Annotated in this window: 20 protein-coding genes and 1 pseudogene; 11 read left to right on the plus strand and 10 right to left on the minus strand. The window is 65.8% G+C overall.

Translation table 11 applies throughout. From position 1 onward, the window contains the following. The first annotated feature begins 175 nt into the window (after positions 1-175). Positions 176-2503: a DNA helicase PcrA gene (pcrA, locus tag HNP02_RS12305; RefSeq protein ID WP_184438592.1), complete on the plus strand. Its 2328-nt coding sequence runs from the start codon at positions 176-178 to the stop codon at positions 2501-2503. On the opposite strand, the gene HNP02_RS12310 is transcribed toward pcrA, so the two are convergent. Both HNP02_RS12310 and HNP02_RS12315 read right to left on the minus strand, forming a co-directional pair. After that, entirely contained in the window at positions 2500-3120 is a 621-nt protein-coding gene (locus HNP02_RS12310) for a hypothetical protein (RefSeq protein WP_221317479.1), read from the minus strand. The two genes, pcrA and HNP02_RS12310, sit on opposite strands and share 4 nt — an antisense overlap. 30 nt (positions 3121-3150) lie before the next feature. Next, positions 3151-4239 (minus strand): M23 family metallopeptidase, encoded by a 1089-nt coding sequence (locus HNP02_RS12315; protein WP_184438594.1) that lies wholly within the window; start codon positions 4237-4239, stop codon positions 3151-3153. A 269-nt stretch (positions 4240-4508) separates the two neighbouring features. Between HNP02_RS12315 and sucC the strand changes: the two genes are divergently transcribed. From sucC to HNP02_RS12330, 3 genes are all read left to right on the plus strand, one after another. Continuing rightward, positions 4509-5672 carry an ADP-forming succinate--CoA ligase subunit beta gene (gene sucC / locus HNP02_RS12320; RefSeq protein WP_184438596.1) on the plus strand — a complete coding sequence of 388 codons (1164 nt, stop codon included), beginning with the start codon at positions 4509-4511 and terminating at the stop codon, positions 5670-5672. Positions 5673-5689: 17 nt separating this feature from the next. Continuing rightward, positions 5690-6592, plus strand: coding sequence for a succinate--CoA ligase subunit alpha (gene sucD / locus HNP02_RS12325; protein WP_184438598.1), 903 nt, complete (start codon positions 5690-5692; stop codon positions 6590-6592). 157 nt (positions 6593-6749) lie between these two features. Beyond that, a complete protein-coding gene (locus tag HNP02_RS12330) occupies positions 6750-8285 on the plus strand; it encodes an acetyl-CoA acetyltransferase (RefSeq protein WP_184438600.1) in 1536 nt (511 codons plus the stop codon). A gap of 6 nt (positions 8286-8291) precedes the next feature. On the opposite strand, the gene HNP02_RS12335 is transcribed toward HNP02_RS12330, so the two are convergent. The 8 genes from HNP02_RS12335 to HNP02_RS12370 all read right to left on the minus strand — a co-directional run bounded on the left by HNP02_RS12335 (position 8292) and on the right by HNP02_RS12370 (position 13341). Then, the gene (locus HNP02_RS12335; protein WP_184438602.1) at positions 8292-8429 is read right to left on the minus strand and encodes a hypothetical protein; all 138 of its coding nucleotides are present in this window, start codon (positions 8427-8429) and stop codon (positions 8292-8294) included. A gap of 121 nt (positions 8430-8550) precedes the next feature. Next, positions 8551-9030 carry a hypothetical protein gene (locus HNP02_RS12340; RefSeq protein ID WP_184438604.1) on the minus strand — a complete coding sequence of 160 codons (480 nt, stop codon included), beginning with the start codon at positions 9028-9030 and terminating at the stop codon, positions 8551-8553. Further along, entirely contained in the window at positions 9030-9530 is a 501-nt protein-coding gene (locus HNP02_RS12345; RefSeq protein ID WP_184438606.1) for a hypothetical protein, read from the minus strand. Before HNP02_RS12345 ends, HNP02_RS12340 begins: the two co-directional genes overlap by 1 nt. Positions 9531-9603: 73 nt before the next feature. Then, complete coding sequence (locus tag HNP02_RS12350) at positions 9604-10083, minus strand: hypothetical protein (protein WP_184438608.1); 480 nt, start codon at positions 10081-10083, stop codon at positions 9604-9606. 5 nt (positions 10084-10088) lie between these two features. Further along, positions 10089-10586 carry a hypothetical protein gene (locus HNP02_RS12355; protein WP_184438610.1) on the minus strand — a complete coding sequence of 166 codons (498 nt, stop codon included), beginning with the start codon at positions 10584-10586 and terminating at the stop codon, positions 10089-10091. 39 nt (positions 10587-10625) lie between these two features. Further along, positions 10626-12065, minus strand: coding sequence for a hypothetical protein (locus tag HNP02_RS12360; RefSeq protein ID WP_184438612.1), 1440 nt, complete (start codon positions 12063-12065; stop codon positions 10626-10628). 9 nt (positions 12066-12074) lie between these two features. Then, the gene (locus HNP02_RS12365) at positions 12075-12368 is read right to left on the minus strand and encodes a type VII secretion target (RefSeq protein ID WP_184438614.1); all 294 of its coding nucleotides are present in this window, start codon (positions 12366-12368) and stop codon (positions 12075-12077) included. A gap of 124 nt (positions 12369-12492) precedes the next feature. Then, positions 12493-13341, minus strand: coding sequence for an LLM class F420-dependent oxidoreductase (locus HNP02_RS12370; protein WP_184438616.1), 849 nt, complete (start codon positions 13339-13341; stop codon positions 12493-12495). A gap of 128 nt (positions 13342-13469) precedes the next feature. On the opposite strand from HNP02_RS12370, the gene HNP02_RS12375 reads away from it, so the two are divergent. From HNP02_RS12375 to HNP02_RS12400, 7 genes and pseudogenes are all read left to right on the plus strand, one after another. Continuing rightward, the gene (locus tag HNP02_RS12375) at positions 13470-13997 is read left to right on the plus strand and encodes a hypothetical protein (RefSeq protein WP_184438618.1); all 528 of its coding nucleotides are present in this window, start codon (positions 13470-13472) and stop codon (positions 13995-13997) included. A 106-nt stretch (positions 13998-14103) separates the two neighbouring features. Continuing rightward, a pseudogene (locus HNP02_RS42645) lies at positions 14104-14424 on the plus strand (type III PLP-dependent enzyme); the annotation flags it as partial. A 110-nt stretch (positions 14425-14534) separates the two neighbouring features. After that, a complete protein-coding gene (locus tag HNP02_RS43685; protein ID WP_309241524.1) occupies positions 14535-15182 on the plus strand; it encodes a hypothetical protein in 648 nt (215 codons plus the stop codon). Positions 15183-15196: 14 nt separating this feature from the next. After that, entirely contained in the window at positions 15197-15352 is a 156-nt protein-coding gene (locus HNP02_RS12385) for a hypothetical protein (protein ID WP_255506443.1), read from the plus strand. A gap of 70 nt (positions 15353-15422) precedes the next feature. Beyond that, the gene (gene sfnG / locus HNP02_RS12390) at positions 15423-16553 is read left to right on the plus strand and encodes a dimethylsulfone monooxygenase SfnG (protein ID WP_184438620.1); all 1131 of its coding nucleotides are present in this window, start codon (positions 15423-15425) and stop codon (positions 16551-16553) included. A gap of 111 nt (positions 16554-16664) precedes the next feature. Continuing rightward, a complete protein-coding gene (locus tag HNP02_RS12395) occupies positions 16665-17516 on the plus strand; it encodes a DUF5336 domain-containing protein (RefSeq protein ID WP_184438622.1) in 852 nt (283 codons plus the stop codon). Between the two features lie 61 nt (positions 17517-17577). Next, complete coding sequence (locus HNP02_RS12400) at positions 17578-19059, plus strand: DUF6350 family protein (protein WP_184438624.1); 1482 nt, start codon at positions 17578-17580, stop codon at positions 19057-19059. The last annotated feature ends 2 nt before the right edge of the window (positions 19060-19061 follow it).

Raw genomic sequence — 19061 nt, forward strand, 5'->3', positions numbered from 1 at the left:
GACGAGCCCCGGATCCGGAAGCGGACCGCGGGGCTCTTGGAAGCAGCTAGACCACGAATACCGCAGGCGGGTATCCGTAAAAAAATCGTCCCTGCTGATTGAGCACCATATGAGTGTGCCACCAACGGTCGCGTCGGCGCAAAGTGTCGCTGGCCAGCGGTAGGTTAGGGACGATATGTCGATCGCCGCAGAAACCGACCAACTCCTCGACGGACTCAACCCTCAGCAGCGACTGGCTGTACTGCACGAGGGTTCGCCGCTGCTCATCGTCGCCGGCGCCGGGTCCGGGAAGACGGCTGTGCTCACCCGCCGCATCGCGTACCTGCTGGCCGCCCGCGACGTCGGGGTCGGGCAGGTGCTGGCCATCACGTTCACCAACAAGGCCGCCGCCGAGATGCGGGAGCGCGTCGTCGCCCTTGTCGGTCCCCGGGCCAAATCAATGTGGGTGTCGACGTTCCACTCGACGTGCGTCCGGATCCTGCGCAACCAGGCCTCGCTGCTGCCAGGCCTGAACTCCAACTTCTCGATCTATGACGCCGACGACTCGCGGCGGCTGCTGCTGATGATCGGCAAGGACATGGGTCTGGACACCAAGCGGTATTCGCCGCGGCTGCTGTCCAACGGCATCTCCAACCTGAAGAACGAGCTGATCGGTCCGGAACAGGCGGCGGCGGAGGCGTCGGAGGCGGAGGAGGATCTGGCGCGCATCGTCGCCGAGGTCTTCGCGGAGTACCAGCGCCGGCTGCGCGCGGCCAACGCGTTGGACTTCGACGACCTGATCGGCGAGACCGTGGCCGTGCTGCAAGCCTTTCCGCAGATCGCCCAGTACTACCGGCGGCGCTTCCGGCACATCCTGGTCGACGAATATCAGGACACCAACCACGCGCAGTACATGCTGGTGCGGGAGTTGGTGGGCCACGACCTCGAGGAGGGCGCCGACGGCGTGCCGCCCGGCGAACTGTGTGTGGTGGGTGACGCCGACCAGTCCATCTATGCGTTCCGCGGCGCCACCATCCGCAACATCGAGGACTTCGAGCGCGACTACCCGAACGCGACGACCATTCTGCTGGAACAGAATTACCGTTCGACGCAGAACATCCTGTCGGCGGCCAACGCCGTCATCTCGCGCAATGCCGGTCGCCGTGAGAAGCACCTGTGGACCGACGCCGGTGAAGGCGAACTCATCGTCGGCTACGTCGCCGACAACGAGCACGACGAGGCCCGCTTCGTCGCCCAAGAGATCGATGCGCTGGCCGAAGGTGGAAGCGGAATCACCTCCAGTTACAACTACGGAGACGTCGCGGTGTTCTACCGCACCAACAATTCGTCGCGTGCCATCGAAGAGGTCTTCATCCGCGCGGGCATCCCGTACAAAGTCGTTGGCGGAGTTCGGTTCTACGAGCGCAGGGAGATCCGCGACATCGTCGCCTACCTGCGGGTGCTGGACAACCCCGGCGACGCGGTGAGCATGCGGCGCATCCTCAACACGCCGCGGCGCGGCATCGGCGACCGGGCCGAGGCGTGCGTCGCGGTCTACGCCGAGAACACCGGCGCCACCTTCAACGACGCCCTGCAGGCCGCCGCCGCGGGCAAGGTTCCGATGCTGAACACCCGCTCGGAGAAGGCGATCGCCGCGTTCGTGGAGATCCTCGACGAGCTGCGGGGGAAGCTGGACGAGGAACTGGGCGAGCTGGTCGAGGCGGTACTCGAACGCACGGGATACCGTCGTGAACTCGAATCATCCAGCGACCCACAGGATCTAGCGCGCCTCGACAACCTCAACGAACTGGTCAGCGTCGCACACGAATTCAGCATCGACATGGCCAATGCCGCTGCGCTGCGCGAAGAGTCGGACGAGGTGCCGGACGAGGACATCCCCGACACCGGAGTGCTCGCCCAGTTCCTGGAGCGGGTGTCATTGGTGGCCGACGCCGACGAACTACCCGAGCACGGAGCGGGCGTCGTCACCATGATGACCCTGCACACCGCCAAGGGTCTGGAGTTCCCCGTCGTCTTCGTCACCGGCTGGGAGGACGGCATGTTTCCTCACATGCGGGCGCTCGGTGACGCAGGCGAGTTGTCCGAGGAGCGGCGGCTGGCCTATGTCGGCATCACCAGGGCGCGCCAGCGGCTCTACCTCAGTCGCGCCAAGGTCCGTTCGTCGTGGGGCCAGCCGATGCTCAACCCCGAATCCCGGTTCCTGCGCGAGATTCCGCAAGAGCTCATCGACTGGCGACGCGTCGAGGCCGCACCGTCGTTCAGCGCACCCGTGAGCGGAGCGGGACGGTTCGGCACACCCCGTCAGGCGCCGACGCGGGGCCTGGCGAGCAAGCGCCCGCCCATCGTGCTCGAGCCGGGCGATCGCGTCAACCACGACAAGTACGGGCTTGGCCGGGTCGAGGAAGTGTCCGGCGTCGGCGAGTCGGCCATGTCGCTCATCGACTTCGGCAGTGCAGGCCGGGTCAAGCTGATGCACAACCACGCGCCGGTGCAGAAGCTCTAACGTGCCCAGCGCCCGGTGGCGGGCAGGAACGCCAGCACCACGCTGGCGATCGGCAGTACCGGGATGCCGTAGACGATCGGCGGTAGCTCTGCACCTGCGACGAACAGGCCGGCGAAGATCATCAACGACACTGCCGAGCCGACCAGGATCAGCACCCGCCCGAGGCGTCGGTGCAGTAGCAGCGCGATCAGACCGGCGATCGTCGCCCCCGCCGACACCGCGGTGAGGAAACCGATTGCCACGCAGAATAATTCATCGGTCCGCCACCAGCCGGCGATCAACGACGTCGCGATGACTGCGGTGGCCCAGCCGCTGATGATGCTGACCGCCGCGGTGATCGACGCCGCCACCGGGCTCGGCCGCCCCCTGCCGGATCCGATCGCGACGGGCGTCGGACGCGGGATGTAGGTGGTGTGCGGGTCATCGTCGCGCGGCGCGGAGGCTGGGATGAAGTCCCCCGCAAGCGGGAGGTGCCCCCAGGTCTGCGGCTCGTCGGCGGACGGCACCGCCTGCCGCGGGAAGGATCCGGTGGGATGGCGGCGGATGATGCTGGTCTGCGGATCCGAGTCGTCGGCCTGACGCCGAATCTGCGGTTGTTCGGGTGATCCGAAGGTCAAGGTGTCCTTCCCCGAATCGCTCCGCTCCGGTCAGCCGACGTATTTGCCGGGGCCAAGCCCCCGCTGCGCCAGCCACGGCACGGGGTCGATCCGATTGGTGCCGCCCAGCAGAACTTCGAAGTGCAGGTGCGGACCGGTCGAGTTGCCCCGGTTACCGATGGTAGCGATCTGATCGCCGGCCATCACTCGCTGGCCGACGCTGACCAGCCAGGTGTTCACGTGGCCGTAGAGCGTGACGGTGCCGTCGGAGTGGCGCAGCTTGACCCATGCGCCGTAGCCGGCGGTCGGGCCTGCGTCGGTCACCACGCCGTCGGAGGCGGCCACGATCGGGGTGCCGATCGCGTTGGCGATGTCGATGCCGCCGTGCAGAACGCCCCAGCGGTAACCGAAGCCCGACGTCCACACGCCCTTGGTCGGCATCACGAACAGCGGACGGGCCAGCCTGGCCTCGCGCTCCGCGCGTTCCTGGGCGAATGCCGCGGCCTTCTGGATCTCTTCGGTGTGCACCGAGGCACTCGCCGCCGCGGGGGCGACCGTGACGATCTGCATGCCGTCGGCCGTGCCGGTGATGGCGCCACCGTCGGTGAACGCGGACTGTCCCGCGGCCAGCATGGTGGCTTCGTGCGGGGTGTCGGTGCTGTTGACCACCGAGTAGGCGGCTGCGGCGGTTGCGCCTGCGGCCATCGCTGCGGCGACCAGGCGGGCCTTCATGGCGCTGTTGTCGGGCTTGCGGTGTACGCCACGACGGCTGCTCATGTCGATCACGTCGGTGGCGGCGAGGCCCTCGCTGACGTCGGTGTGGCTCGAGCGGTAGGCACGCGCCGACGGCCGATTCGCGTCGGCGGCGGGCTGAAAACGTGTCGGAACGACGAGCCGCAGCGGGACTAGATCGTCGGTGTCGTGAAGGTCGTCCAGCTCGGGGGCGTGCATGACGCGGGACTCGCGGTCGAACGCGGAGCAGTTGGAGAAGCCCAGTTCACCAACCAGTTCGGGAATGTCGCCGAACTCGTTGAACGGGATGATGTCGGTGATCGCGTTGTCGTCTCGGAAGGACCTTCGGGGGTCATTGCGATTCGCCGAAACCCCTTGCGGAGACTTGGGCGAACCGTGCTCTGCCAACCGAATGTGTCCTTCTCGTCGTGACCGTAACGTTATCTAGACCAGAGGCACGTTAACCAAAATCCAATGTTGGTGGCAACCCGAGTCCTGATTCCCGTCGATATTGTGAGCTGGATCACCATGGAGTGCCGGTGAGATGTACCACATGAGCGGTAGGCGGTGCCGACGTGTTCCGCCCGTGTGGATAAAGTTCGGCACGAGCCTCTCAGGCGACAACCTCGAAATCAACTCAATCGTCAACGCAGACAGACACGGAAGTCGGGAAGCGCATGGATCTATTCGAATACCAGGCGAAGGAGCTGTTCGCCAAGCACAACGTGCCCACCACGCCCGGCCGCGTCACCGATACGGCCGAGGACGCCAAGGCCATCGCCGAGGAAATCGGCCGGCCCGTCATGGTGAAGGCGCAGGTCAAGGTTGGCGGACGCGGTAAGGCCGGCGGCGTGAAGTACGCGGCCACCCCCGACGATGCCTTCACGCACGCACAGAACATCCTCGGCCTGGACATCAAGGGCCACATCGTCAAGAAGCTGCTGGTCGCCGAGGCGAGTGACATCGCCGAGGAGTACTACATCTCCTTCCTGCTCGACCGCTCCAACCGCACCTACCTGGCCATGTGCTCGGTCGAGGGCGGCATGGAGATCGAAGAGGTCGCGGCCACCAAGCCTGAGCGCCTCGCCAAGGTCCCCGTCGACGCCGTCAAGGGTGTGGACCTGGCGACCGCCCGTTCGATCGCCGAGCAGGGCCACCTGCCCGCCGAGGTGCTCGACGCTGCGGCCGTGACCATCTCCAAGCTGTGGGACGTGTTCGTCGGTGAGGACGCCACCCTGGTGGAGGTCAACCCGCTGGTGCGCACGCCCGACGATCAGATCCTCGCGCTGGACGGCAAGGTCACCCTCGACACCAACGCCGACTTCCGTCAGCCCGGCCACGAGGAGTTCGAGGACAAGGACGCCACGGACCCGCTCGAGCTCAAGGCCAAGGAGAACGACCTCAACTACGTCAAGCTCGACGGTGCCGTCGGCATCATCGGCAACGGCGCCGGCCTGGTCATGTCGACGCTCGACGTCGTCGCCTACGCCGGTGAGAAGCACGGCGGCGTCAAGCCGGCGAACTTCCTCGACATCGGTGGCGGCGCCTCGGCCGAGGTGATGGCCAACGGGCTCGACGTCATCCTCGGCGACAGCCAGGTCAAGAGCGTGTTCGTCAACGTGTTCGGCGGCATCACCGCATGCGACGCGGTGGCCAACGGCATCGTCGGCGCGCTGGAGAAGCTCGGTGCCGATGCCAACAAGCCGCTCGTCGTCCGCCTGGACGGAAACAACGTCGAAGAGGGCCGCGCGATTCTCGCGAAGGCCAACCATCCCCTGGTGATCCAGGCCGACACGATGGACGCCGGGGCCGACAAGGCCGCCGAGCTGGCCAACAAGTAGAAAAGGAACCATGACCCATGTCAATTTTCCTTAACGCGGACAGCAAGGTCATCGTCCAGGGGATCACCGGCGGTGAGGGCACCAAGCACACCGCGCTGATGCTGAAGGCGGGCACGCAGGTGGTCGGCGGCGTGAACGCGCGCAAGGCCGGAACTGAAGTGACGCACGTAGATAAAGATGGCAAGGACATCAAATTGCCGGTGTTCGCGAGCGTGGCAGAGGCCATCAAGGAGACCGGCGCCGACGTGTCGATCGCCTTCGTGCCGCCCGCCTTCTCCAAGGACGCCATCATCGAGGCCATCGACGCCGAGATCCCGCTGCTGGTCGTCATCACCGAGGGAATCCCGGTGCAGGACAGCGCTTATGCGTGGGCCTACAACGTCGACAAGGGCGAGAAGACCCGGATCATCGGGCCGAACTGTCCCGGCATCATCACGCCAGGGGAGTCGTTGGTCGGCATCACCCCGAACAACATCACCGGCAAGGGCCCGATCGGGCTGGTGTCGAAGTCCGGCACCCTGACCTACCAGATGATGTACGAGCTGCGGGATCTCGGCTTCTCGACCGCCATCGGCATCGGCGGCGACCCGGTCATCGGCACCACCCACATCGACGCCATCGAGGCGTTCGAGAAGGATCCCGAGACCAAGATCATCGTGATGATCGGCGAGATCGGCGGCGACGCCGAGGAGAAGGCCGCCGCCTACATCAAGGCCAACGTGTCCAAGCCGGTCGTCGGCTACGTCGCGGGCTTCACCGCGCCAGAGGGCAAGACGATGGGCCACGCCGGCGCCATCGTGTCCGACGGTGCGGGTACCGCCGAGGGCAAGAAGGAAGCACTCGAGGCTGCTGGCGTGAAGGTCGGCAAGACACCGTCCGCCACTGCCGCTCTGGCGCGGGAGCTCCTCGAGAACCTGTAACCCTTCCCGCGAGCGCGCGTGTCTGTGGGTCGACACGCCGTGTCATGCCTGCAAACGCGTGCGCTCGCGCGGAGTGATGTGACTACGGTCGCAGTATTAGGAACACGTTCCAGTTTTCGGTTAGCCTGACGAATTAACACTCGCCAGGAGGTCTGTAATGCCCGTCGATCCCCGAACCCCGGTCATCGTCGGCGTCGGACAGTTCACCGAACGCATCGACGACCCCGGGTATCGGGGCATGTCATCGGTGGATCTGGCAACGGAGGCGGTACGGGCCGCGCTCGCTGATACCGGCGCCGACGTGGCGGCCGTGGCGCAGGCGATCGAGGTGTTCGCGGGGTTGCGGCAGTTCGAGATCTGCACGCCGTTCGACAAGCCACTGCTCGGGGCGTCCGACAACTACGTGCGGTCGGTCGCGAAGCGCGTCGGCGCCGATCCCGTGCGCGCCGTGCTCGAACCGATCGGAGGCAACGGCCCGCAGAAGCTCGTCACCGAGTTCGCTGGCGCGATCGCGGCAGGCGATATCGAGGTGGCGTTGATCCTAGGTTCCGAGCCGGGCTCCACCGCGAAGTACTTCGCAGACCGCGACGACAAGCCGGACTTCACCGAAAACGTCGGCGGCCAGCTCGAGGACCGTGGCTACGGCTTCGAGCGGTACATGAGCGAGTACACCGCCAAGCACGGCCTGACCGGTGCGCCAGTGCAGTACGGACTGCTCGACAACGCGCGCCGTGCCCGCTTGGGCTTGAGTGTGGGCGCCTATCGCCGTCGGATGGCGGAGCTCTTCGCGCCGTTCTCCAAAGTCGCTGCCAAGAACCCGTTTTCGTCATCTCCGGTCGAGCGTTCGGTCGAGGAGATCGAAACCGTCACCGACGACAACCGGATGATCTGCGACCCGTACCCCCGCCTGATGGTCGCACGCGACACCGTCAATCAGGGAGCTGCCGCGGTCGTGATGTCGGTGACGGCCGCCCGTCGGCTCGGCGTGCCCGAGGAGAAGTGGGTGTATCTGCGGGGGCATGCCGATCAGACCGAGCAGGACCTCTTGGACCGCGTCGACACGAGTGTGAGCTACTCCGCGAAACAGGCTGTGGCAGAATCGCTCCGGGTTACTGGCATCGGCATCGACGAGGTCGCGACGTTCGACCTGTACAGCTGCTTCCCGTTCCCGGTGCTCGCCGTGTGCGACGGGTTCGATCTGGCGGTCGATGACCCGCGCGGGCTCACGCTCACCGGCGGTCTGCCGTACTTCGGCGGTCCCGGCAACAGCTACTCGCTGCACGGGATTGCCGAGACCGTGGCTGAAATGCGTGAGAGGCCAGGGAAGTTCGGTCTGGTCGGAGCCAACGGCGGTGTCATGAGCAAGTATTCGGTCGGGGTGTACTCGACGGAACCCGCCGACTGGACGCCGGACCGCAGCAAGGAACTGCAAGACGGCATCGCCGCGCTGCCGAAGGTCGCGGTCACTCGTAACGCCGACGGGCCGGCCACGATCGAAACCTATTCGGTGCGCTACGACTGGCCCGTGACGACTGGAGTCATCATCGGCAGGCTCGACGCCGACGGCAGTAGGTTCATGGCCCTTTCCGAGGACGAGGACCTGGTGGCGTTGGTGACCGGCGGAGACCCCATCGGCGCCCACATCGCGGTGAAGTCGACCGAGGACGGCATCAACCGCGCCACCCTTGGCTGAGCGCAATCACTTTGAACGGCGTCGCGACACACGGCCCTTGGACTCGAAACGCAGGCGGTATCCATCCTCGTCACGCTTGGTGCGGCGACGGTTGCCGTGACGATCGTCGAAGATCTGGACGATGAGTGGGCTGATGCTGGGCATGACATGTCCTTTCAGGTCATCCGCTGAGGGTGAATCCTCATGCCCTGAACTGTGATCGCCAGAACTGATCCGATCACGCGTAGTCGACTACCCGACTATCTCGGCAAAGCTCGGGGTTGACTTAGAAGGCCCAACTGCCCGACGGTTGCAGAACGAAGCCGTGCTTGTTGTCCGCGTCGATGCATGCGACCAGACCGCCGTCGCCGACGGCGCAGGTTCCGTTCTTCGTCACCAGTTTCTTGCCAGGCTGTATGGGCCTGGCCAACGACGTCGCGCATGCGTCATCGGAGTCCTCGAGTACGTACGGCGCATCAGTGGCCGCCGGGTCAGCCTTGTGGGCCCAGGCGCAGCCACCCTGCGAAGCAGGCATGCCGGGAATCACGCCGCTGCAGACAGTTACCGCGTGCGGGCCGAAATCGAGTACACAGTCGATCTGATTTGGGCTCACGAACGATGTGCCCGAGACGTGATAGTCCTGGGGATCGACGGGGGTGAACGCGCTGAGGTCGGGGAAGTTCGCGGGTGGGGCCGCCGTCTTCGGATGAGACGAGCAGGCCGCGAGTCCGAGCAATAGAACGGTCAGCCATTGCGCCGCACGCATCAGAAGACCCAGCTGCCGGATGGCTGCAGGACGAAGCCGTGATCGTTCTGGATACATGCGGTGAGCCGCCCTTCGCCCACGACGCACGTGGTCGTGTAGTTGGTGGTGAACGTCAGTTTCTGGCCGACTCCGGGCGGGTCGTCGGTTGTTGGACCGCAGTCCTCACTGGCGGCCTCGAATCTGAAAGGTAAAGAGCGAGTTTCTTCTTCGTAGGTCTGGAGCACGGTTGCGCGCGCGCCGTACTGACTGGGCGGCAAACCAGGCAATGAGCCAGTGCACCGCGTGACGCTGCCCATAATGCAGTTGAGGCCGTCGGGTGTACGAAAGAAGGTGTATCCGCTAGCCCATCGCACCGGACGTGAGAAGTGGAGATTGGCGGGTGCGTCTGTGAATGCGTTGAGGTCGGGGAAGCCGGCTGGCTCTGCCGTGGCGATGGGGGGCGACGCGGCTGCGGCCGAGGCTACGAATGCAGTCGCCGCGAGTACACGCAATGTGGTCATCGTTAAGTGGCTGCTGCTCAAGAACATTTGTGTGCTTAAGGCGCCCGAACGCTCAGCCATTGCGCCGCGAGCATCAGAAGGCCCAACTGCCGGACGGTTGCAGGACGAAGCCGTGCTTGTTATCGGTGTCGATACATGCGATCAATCCAGCGTCACCGATCGCGCATGTGCTGTTCTTCGTGGTCAACTTTCTGCCGGTAGTGATGTGAGGGCGCCTCGACGATGCGCACTCGGCGCCAGAGTGCTGAAACACGTACGGTGCGTTGCTCGTGGCTGGATCGGCCTTGTGCACCAAGACGCAGCCGCTTCCCTGCACAGAACTGGGAACGCCCGCAATGCTGCCGTTGCACACCGTGATTTCATGCGGCCCGAAATCGAGTACACAGCTGACTTCATTCGGGGCGGTGAAAGCCGTTCCGCTCTGGGTGAAGTTGGCTGACGTTTCCTCTGTAAAGGAGCTCAGGTCAGGGAAGTTTGCGGGCGGAGTCGCCGTCTTCGGTGCCGCGGAGCAGGCGGTTGGCCCGAGCATCAGAACGGTCAGCAATTGCGCCACACGCATCAGAAGACCCAGCTGCCGGACGGTTGCAACACGAAGCCGTGATCGTTCTGAATGCACGCGATGAGCCGCCCCTCGCCGACGACGCACGTGGTGCCGAAGGCAGTGTTGGTTAGCTTCTGTCCGGAGCCCAGCAGCGCGTCCGTAGTGGGTACGCATTGTCCGTCGTTGGAACCGAATGCGAAAGGCTGCGTTGCCGCGTCCCCGTCGCGCTGCACCGAATCGCAAGCTCCCGGGTTATCGGGACGCCCTGGGAATTCGCCCGTGCACCAGGACGAGCCACCGATGGCGCAGTTGATGCCGTCGGGCGTGGTGAAGAACAGATACCCGTTCGCCCAGCGCTCTGCATACGAGAAGGGCCGGGTGTAGTGCCCGGGGTCGGCGTCAGTGAACCGGGTCAGGTCGGGGAAACCGATTGGTTGTGCAGCCGCCGAGGGTAGTGATACGACTCCAGCCGAGGCGACGAATGCAGTCGTCGCGAGTGCCTGCAACGCGGCCATTCGCAAGTGGTTGCCGCTCAATGGAATTCGTGCCCTTCGTTAGTGTTGGACGGTGATGTTGGTTTGGTAGGTCTTGGGGTTGTACGGCATCGTCGGCTGCTCCTGTGTCGGAACCCATCCCGGCGGTTTCTCCCAGGTGCTCACCCGAAGTTGAACGGATTCCTGACCGGTCACTGGGTCGTACACGGTGTCGATGGCCGTCGGGCCGTAGGGGGCTGCGCCCCCGGGCCAGCCTTGCCCTGGCGGGAAGAGCGGTGTCGCCTGGGCGGTCAGGAGACCCTCCGGTGTCGAGGCCGTGATAGCGCCCATCGGCTGGTCTCCAGGGACGTTCTGGTTGAAGTTGTCCGAACCGACGAGCATGAAGCCGCCGCCCTTGAGCGCGACGAGTTGATTCTCGCGATCGCCGGGCAAGCCCTGGATCTCGCCCTGCGGTTTGAGCGTCTGCATCCACGCATTGGGGTTGGCAGGGTCGATCGGGTCGGACATGTACAGCATTCTCGTCCGGTCCCCTGGATGCGGGCCGGTGTTTCCAACGATGATCATGCGGTTGGTCTTCGGGTCGTAGACGCCGCTGGCCTGAGAGATCCCGGGCAGGATGCCGATGCTCTTCGATGGATCGTTCATGTCGACGACGGTGGTGTCGGGAGTGGCGTACTCGGGGTTCTTCGAACCATCGGGTAACTCGTACGGAACTTCGCTGTAGAGCGCGTACTGCTTGCCGTCGGGACCGACGATGGTCCCCGTCGGTAGCGGTCGCGTGCCCTTGGGAACTTCAAGAGGGTTTCGCTGACCGTTGAGCGTCGGATAGTCGGTGCGCCCGTCGCCGCTGATCTCGATGCCAGTGCCAGGAATCGTGACGTTCAAGTCGCCCTGTGTACCATCCGGCCTCAATGGCGTTGGGCCCCCGACGATTCGCGGATCGGGCGATGGTCCTGCGCCGGGCACCCCGCCCTTGCCGCCCTCCATGTCGAACTCCTGAAGGGTGTGGGCGACGGCGTCGAGTTCAGTGGCGACCTTCTCATCGGTCTGGGCGAGCATCATCGCCTTGGCGCGGATGTCAGCTTGAAAGTGCGCGGCGGCAAGCATTCTCACGACCGCCAGTGGCGCGCCGAAGATCGGGAGCATGCGGTCGGTGACGGTGAGGTCTTCGGCGACCGCGAAGAACTGCTCGACGGCGTTCTGTATGGCGGCGACTGCGGCGCGTTTCGCGGCATCGATCGCATCAGCCCCCGCGTTGGCGATCTTCTCTGCCTTCTTGAGAAGGTCGAGGGCGCCGCGGATCTTGACGAGATTCTCGAATAGTTTGGCGCTGGCTCGATCCGCCGCCGCGCCGGTCCACGGGGCTTGATCGACCGCATGCTGGGCTTGTGTGTAGAGCTGTTCGGTGAGGTTGGCTTGGCGCTCCCAGCCCAAAGCAGCGGACTTCAAGTGCCCCGTCGTCCACCCCTCGATACGCGAGCGAGTCGGCGTCTCGACCATTCCGCGTGCCTATTTCGGAGGCAGCATTTTGTCGATCTGGTTGGCTTCAGCAGTGTCGATCGCGGCGTAGAAACGCGCGGCGCGCGCAATGTCCTCGCCGAACACTCGGAGGTTGGCGGCGCATTCGCCGGCGACGTGGTTGGCGGCGGCGGTGACGGCGACCGTCGCAGGCCCGGTCGGTTGCGCGACGGGCGGTTGCCACTCGTGGGTGATGCCTCCGCTGGTCAACTGGTCGCTCAAACCGTTGAGCTGGCGGGCGACCGCCTCCAGCGCAGCCGTGTCGACCTTCAAGTCCCCAGTCACGATGACAACGTTAGTGCAGGCGAGGCGGGGTGACGGGCGCCAATTCGTGAGCGTCGAAATCTGCGCGAGGGTCGCGAGTTCGCCGCGGCCACAACCCTGAGGCAGATGTCGACGAAAGAAAGCCTTAGACCAACGCGGCGAGCTTGCCCGCCAATCGCTCCACGTAACCGGTGACCTCGGCTTCCGACTTGTCGGGCAGCCCGAACAACACCTCGGTGACGCCGAGATCGGCCCAGCGGGCCAGCTTGTCCGGATCGGGCTTGAAGTCCAGCGCGACGATCTGGGGTGCGCCGTCGCGGCCTGCCGCGGCCCAGGTGTCCTGCAGCAGCTTCACGGGTGCGTCGATGTCGAAGTCGCGTGGCGTGGTGATCCAGCCGTCGGCGCTCTTGGCGATCCACTTGAAGTTCTTCTCGTTGCCTGCCGCGCCGACGAGCACCGGGATGGGCGACTGCACCGGCTTGGGCCAGGCCCAACTGGGACCGAACTTGACGAACTCGCCGTCGTATTCGGCCTCTTCCTGAGTCCACAGGGCGCGCATGGCCTCGAGGTACTCGCGCAGCATCGTGCGGCGACGGGCCGGCGGCACATTGTGGTCGGTGAGCTCGTCGGTGTTCCAGCCGAATCCGACACCGAGGCTGACCCGCCCACCGGACAGGTGATCGAGCGTGGCGATCGACTTGGCCAGCGTGATGCAGTCGTGCTCGACGGGCAGGGCGACCGCGGTGGACAGTCGCACGCGCGTGGTCACCGCTGCCGCGCCACCCAACGAGACCCACGGGTCCAGCGTGCGCATGTAGCGGTCGTCGGGCAGGGACTCGTCGCCGGTGGTCGGGTGCGCTGCCTCCCGCTTGATCGGGATGTGGGTGTGTTCGGGCACGTAGAAGGTGTGAAACCCATGATCGTCGGCAAGTTTCGCGGCGGCCGCCGGCGCGATACCGCGGTCACTGGTGAAAAGTACGAGCCCGTAGTCCATAGTCAGAATTAGAACGTGTTCTAGTCCCGGGTGCAAGGCAGGGTCCCCACAGTGGGTCGTGGGGAGCCCAGACACGAGTAGTCCGCTACGCGTGCCCAGGCCTGGTCATCACCGGAACAGTTCGGGGCATGAACTCCGAACGCGCGACGGGGAAGAAGCTGCTGGAATGGGTGCGGCGCTATCTGCCCTGTGAGATCGCCGGAACGACATGTGAATTGGGCGGCGCCGCGATCGCCTACCTATTCACCGGCTCCTACGCCGCAGCCGCGGTCGCCGCGACCATCGGCGCCTCGGTCGGGTACTACGCCGCTGCGTACACCTGCGCAGTGCGCACCACCTACCGCGAGCTCGGCCATCTTCAGCGGACGCGTCGCGTGCTGGCCGCGAACGCCATTGCCCTTCGTAGCGTCGCGATCGAATTCGGTCCCGCGGAGGTCATCGACAGCCTGTTCATCCGTCCGGCGGCCTTCTACCTGGGGCCCGTTTTGTTCGGCAACATGCTCGGCGGCTGGATCTTCGCGAAGTTGGTCGCCGACGTCGGCTTCTATGCCTTGGCAATCCTCAGCTACGAGCGGTTCAAGGGTCTGCTCGCGGTGGGCCGTCCCACGACAGAGGCGGCCGACTATGAATCCGTTGCGACGCTTGCAGTTTCGTGACGCGCTGCGGTCGCAGGCGCGCACCCACCGCTGGAGTGACCTCATCGCCGAACATGGCACCCCGCTGCTGGTTCTGGACCCCTATCGCGTGGCCGCGCAATACTCGATGCTGAACGAGCACCTACGCGGGTTCCGATTGCACTACGCGGTGAAGGTCCTGCCGCACCCCGCGGTGATCACCGTCCTGGCGGCGTGCGGGAGCAGCTTCGACGTAGCGACCACCGCCGAAGTCGACCACGTGCGGTCACTTGGTGTCCCGATGGACCGCTGCATCCACACCCACCCGGTGAAGAAGCCCGCGGACATCGACCATGCCTACGCCCAGGGCATCCGGACGTTCGTCGTCGACAACCCCGTCGAGGCGCAGAAGTTCGTCGGCCGACCGTCCGACATCGGGATCGTGGTGCGGCTGTCGTTCCCGAATCCGTCCGCGAAGTCGGACCTGTCGGCGAAGTTCGGTGTCGATCCCGCCGAGGCGGAGCTGCTGGTCAAACACGTCATCGCCGCGGGGTCCGGTTCGAGGGCTTCAGCTTCCACGTGGGCAGCCAGGGCTCGTCGGTGCAGCCGTACCGGGACGCGCTTCGTGCGACGTTCGATCTCACCAAGCACGTCGAGCGGACGCTTGGGCTGCGGGTGCCGAGCATCGACATCGGCGGCGGCTTCCCGGTGTCCTATCGCGAGGACATGCCGTCGATGAGCGCGATCGCCGATGTCGTCGACGACGTTCCGGGGCCGCATCGAGGCAACTACGCCATGCTCGCCGAGCCGGGCCGGATCCTGGCGGCCAGCTGCATGACGTTGTTGACCAGCGTCGTCGGCACCGCCACTCGTGACGGCAAGGTCTGGCACTACCTCGACGACGGCCTGTACGGGTCGTACTCGAACGTCCTCACCGAAGACGTGCACCCGCCGATGCTGGCGCTGAACGAGCTGAGCAACGATCCGTCGGGCGACATTCAGCCCGTCACGCTGGCCGGTCCCACCTGCGACAGCGTCGACGTGATCGCCCGCGACTACCCGATGCCACCGCTCCGGGTCGGGGACGTCGTGGTCAGTCCGATGATGGGCGCGTACACGACGGTGACGTCGTCACGATTCAACGGAATCGCCGCGACTACCTGCGGCCCGCGCTGGTTGGACTCGACGGCGACCTCTGCCAGTGCCCGCACTGGGGGTACATGTTGAGCGGACGACTGCGCATGCACACCGCCGACGAACCACACGACTACTCGGCGGGGGACGCGTTCTACTGGGCTGCTGGTCACGCACCGGAGGCGGTCACCGACTGCGAATACATCGACTTCTCGCCCACCGAGGACATCAAGCCGGTGCTCGCTCACCTCACAGGCGGCTGAAGCGGCTGACTTTCCGTCAGCGCGAGTGTTACCCGCGACGACGTCCGCCCCCGCTGCTGGGATGCACACCATGACGACTGAACGCATCGCCGACCACGTCAAGTTCGCCTACTGGGTGCCCAACGTCAGCGGCGGCCTCGTGACCAGCGACATCGAACAGCGCACCGACTGGAACTACGAGTACAACAAGAAGCTCGCCCAGACCGCCGAGAACAACGGCTTCGAGTACGCGCTGTCCCAAGTCCGCTACGAGGCCAGCTACGGCGCCGAGTACCAGCACGAGTCGACGAGCTTCAGCCTGGCCTTGTTGTTGGCCACCGAGCGCCTCAAGGTGATCGCGGCCGTCCACCCCGGCCTGTGGCAGCCCGCCGTCCTCGCCAAGCTGGGCGCCACTGCCGATCACCTCTCCAACGGCCGCTTCGCCGTCAACGTGGTGTCCGGCTGGTTCAAGGACGAGTTCACCCACCTCGGCGAGCCGTGGCTCGAGCACGACGAGCGCTACCGCCGTAGCGCGGAGTTCCTGCAGGTGCTGCGCAAGATCTGGACCGAGGACGACGTCGACTTCCGCGGCGACTTCTACCGCATCCACGACTTCACGCTGAAGCCGAAGCCACTCAACACGCCCGACCGGCCAAACCCGGAGATCTTCCAGGGTGGTAACTCGACGGCCGCGCGGCGCAACGGCGGCCTGTACTCGGATTGGTACTTCTCCAACGGCAAGGACTTCGACGGCCTCACCGAACAGGTCGTCGAGGTCCGCGACCACGCCCGAAGCGCAAACCGTGAGGTGCGCGTCGGGCTGAACGGATTCATCATCGCCAGGGACTCGGAGAAAGAAGCGAAGGACGTTCTCCGCGAGATCATCGCGAAGGCCAACAAGCCCGCTGTCGAGGGCTTCCGCGGCGCCGTGCAGCAGGCGGGCAACTCCACCGGCGACAAGAAGGGAATGTGGGCCGACTCGTCGTTCGAGGACCTGGTGCAGTACAACGACGGATTCCGCACTCAGCTGATCGGCACGCCAGAACAGATCGCCGAACGCATCGCCGGCTACCGCAAACGCGGCGCCGATCTGATCCTCGGCGGCTTCCTTCACTTCCAGGAGGAGATCGAGTACTTCGGCGCCAACGTCCTTCCCCTGGTGCGCGAAATCGAGGAGTCCGAAGACAATTCGCGCGACGCCCCGGTGCTCGTCTCGGCCTGAACGCCACTGTTTGCTCACGGCGGGTGCTCGGTGCTCGATGCGCTCTACGGACCTCGGCCCCCCGCCGACGTGCGCTAGCGTGGATGGTCGAATCAATGCACAGGAGAGGTCATGACCTACCCGCCCAATAGCCCCGGCTATACACCCACACCACCGACGACGCAGTTCTCCGTACCAACCCAGCAGTTCTCCAAGGCACCGGATTCCGATCCACCGGGCCCGAGCAAGCTGCCGCTGTACCTGGCCATCGCAGTCGCGGTGCTCGGTCTCGCGGTCTATCTGTCGAGTTTCGGCCCGCAGTTCACCATCAGTAACTCGGAGTTTCCTCAGCTCGGCTCCGCCAGCGGAAGCACGCTGGGTCTCGGCATCGCCGTGCTGGTGGCGCTCCTGTCCGGCTTGGTCGCCGGGGTGACGCTGCTGCCCAAGCAGAACAACTACGCCGCCGTGGCAGCCGTCACCGCCGTCCTGGGGTTCCTCCTGGTCATCGGTGAGGTCATCAACGCGCCAAGCGGCGCCACCATCGACTGGGCGCTGTACCTGGTGATCGCCTTCAGCTTGCTGCAGACGATCGCTGCGGCGGCGTGGTTGTTGCTGGACGCGGGTGTCATCACCGCGCCGGTGCCGAAGCCGAAGTACGACCAACCTCAGCAGTACAACCCGTACGGCGCTCCCGGCGGCTACTACGGCCAACCCCAAGGCCAACCACAAGGTCAGCCTCAGCACGGCGGTCCCGCGCCCCAGCAGCGGCCGAGCTACCCGCCGCAGTACGGCCAGGGATACCAGGGCGGTCAGTCGACGGGTGGTTACCCGGCCAGCCAGCAGCACTCCGGGCCTCCGACACCCCCCACCGGCTTCCCGACCTACGGCAATCCCCAGGCGTCCGCCACTTCCGGGCCTCAGGCGGAACAATCAGCACAGCCACAGCAACCGGCTGCGCAGCAATCGGGTCCTCCTCCGTCATAATCACTAGCGGCGCGCACGACGACATCGCGCGCACCAGCTCGTGGGGGGAGCAACCCGTCTAGTGGACAACCGGCCAGTCGGCACACGTCAGGCCCGCGACCTGCTCAGGGTCGCGTTCGGTCCGTCGGTCATCGCCTTGGTCGTGATTGCTGCGGTGGTACTGCTGCAGTTGCTGATCGCCAACAGCGACATGACCGGCGCGTTCGGTGCGATCGCCACCATGTGGCTCGGCGTCCACCAGGTGCCGGTATCGATCGGCGGACGCGAGCTGGGCGTGATGCCCCTGCTACCCGTGCTCGCGGTGGCATGGGGGACCGCGCGCACCACCGCGGCGGCCATCCGGCCCGGCAGTTCGTGGTTCGTCGTCCGTTGGGTCGTGGCGTCGGCCGTTGGCGGACCGATGCTCATCGCCGCCATCGCATTGGCGGTCATTCATGACGCGTCCTCCGTGCTGACCGAACTCCAGACGCCCAGCGCGCTGCGCGCCTTCGGCGGAGTGCTGGCCGTCCACCTCATCGGTGCCGCGATCGGCGTCGGTTCCCGCGTGGTCCGCCGTCCGTCGATGGCGGCGTGGCTACCGGGCTGGCTACCGGAGGCCGCCAGGGCAGGAGCGGCAGGCGTGTTGGCCCTTTTCGGGCTCTCCGGCGTCATCGCGGTCGGGTCGATGGTCGTGCACTGGTCGACCATGCACGACCTGTACGCCATCACCGACTCGGTGTTCGGGCAGCTCAGCCTCACCCTGCTGTCGGTGCTCTACGTGCCGAACGTGATCGTCGGCACGGCGGCCGTCGCCGTCGGTTCGAGCGCGCACGTGGGATTGGCCACGTTCAGCTCCTTCACCGTCCTCGGCGGTGACGTGCCCGCGGTACCCGTGCTCGCCGCGGTGCCGTCTCCGCCGCTCGGACCCGTCTGGGTGGCTCTGCTGATCGTGGCGGCCGCGTCCGCCGTCGCCGTCGGCCAGCAGTGCGCGCGACGGCCCCTGCCACTGCCTGAGGCGGCGGCGAAGCTGGTGGTGGCATCGGCGTTGGCCGCCGCCGTGATGGCCGTGCTCGGCTACGCAGGCGGTGGCCAACTGGGAAACTTCGGCCAGGTCGGCGTGGACCAGACCACCTTCGGTCCGGCGGTCTTCCTGTGGTTCGTGTCGATCGGCGGGCTGACCGTCGCGATGACGGGCGGCCTCACCCGCAGGCCCAAGACCGCCCGCGCGCCTGCGCCCGTGGTCGCCGACGAGCCACTTGTCGACGGGCCACTCGCCGAGGGGCCACCCATCGACGAGCCGCCCATCGGTGAGCCCGTCGTCCCGGGGCCCGACGTTTTCGAATCTGATGACTACATCGAGGCCGAGATCGTCGAACCCGACGACGTCGAAGAATTCGAGGACGTGCCCGACGAGCCGGAGCCTGCCGCGCCGGTGATCGAGGCGTCCCGCATCGTGCGCGATGACGATCTGGACGACGACCCGGAAGAACACTTCGTCACCGACCACGACGACATTTCCGAGCCAGACGCTGCCAACGGCGAGACCCGTCGACCGGCCGATTAGGC

It is taken from the genome of Mycobacterium sp. AZCC_0083 (assembly GCF_014202335.1).
Classification (GTDB): domain Bacteria; phylum Actinomycetota; class Actinomycetes; order Mycobacteriales; family Mycobacteriaceae; genus Mycobacterium.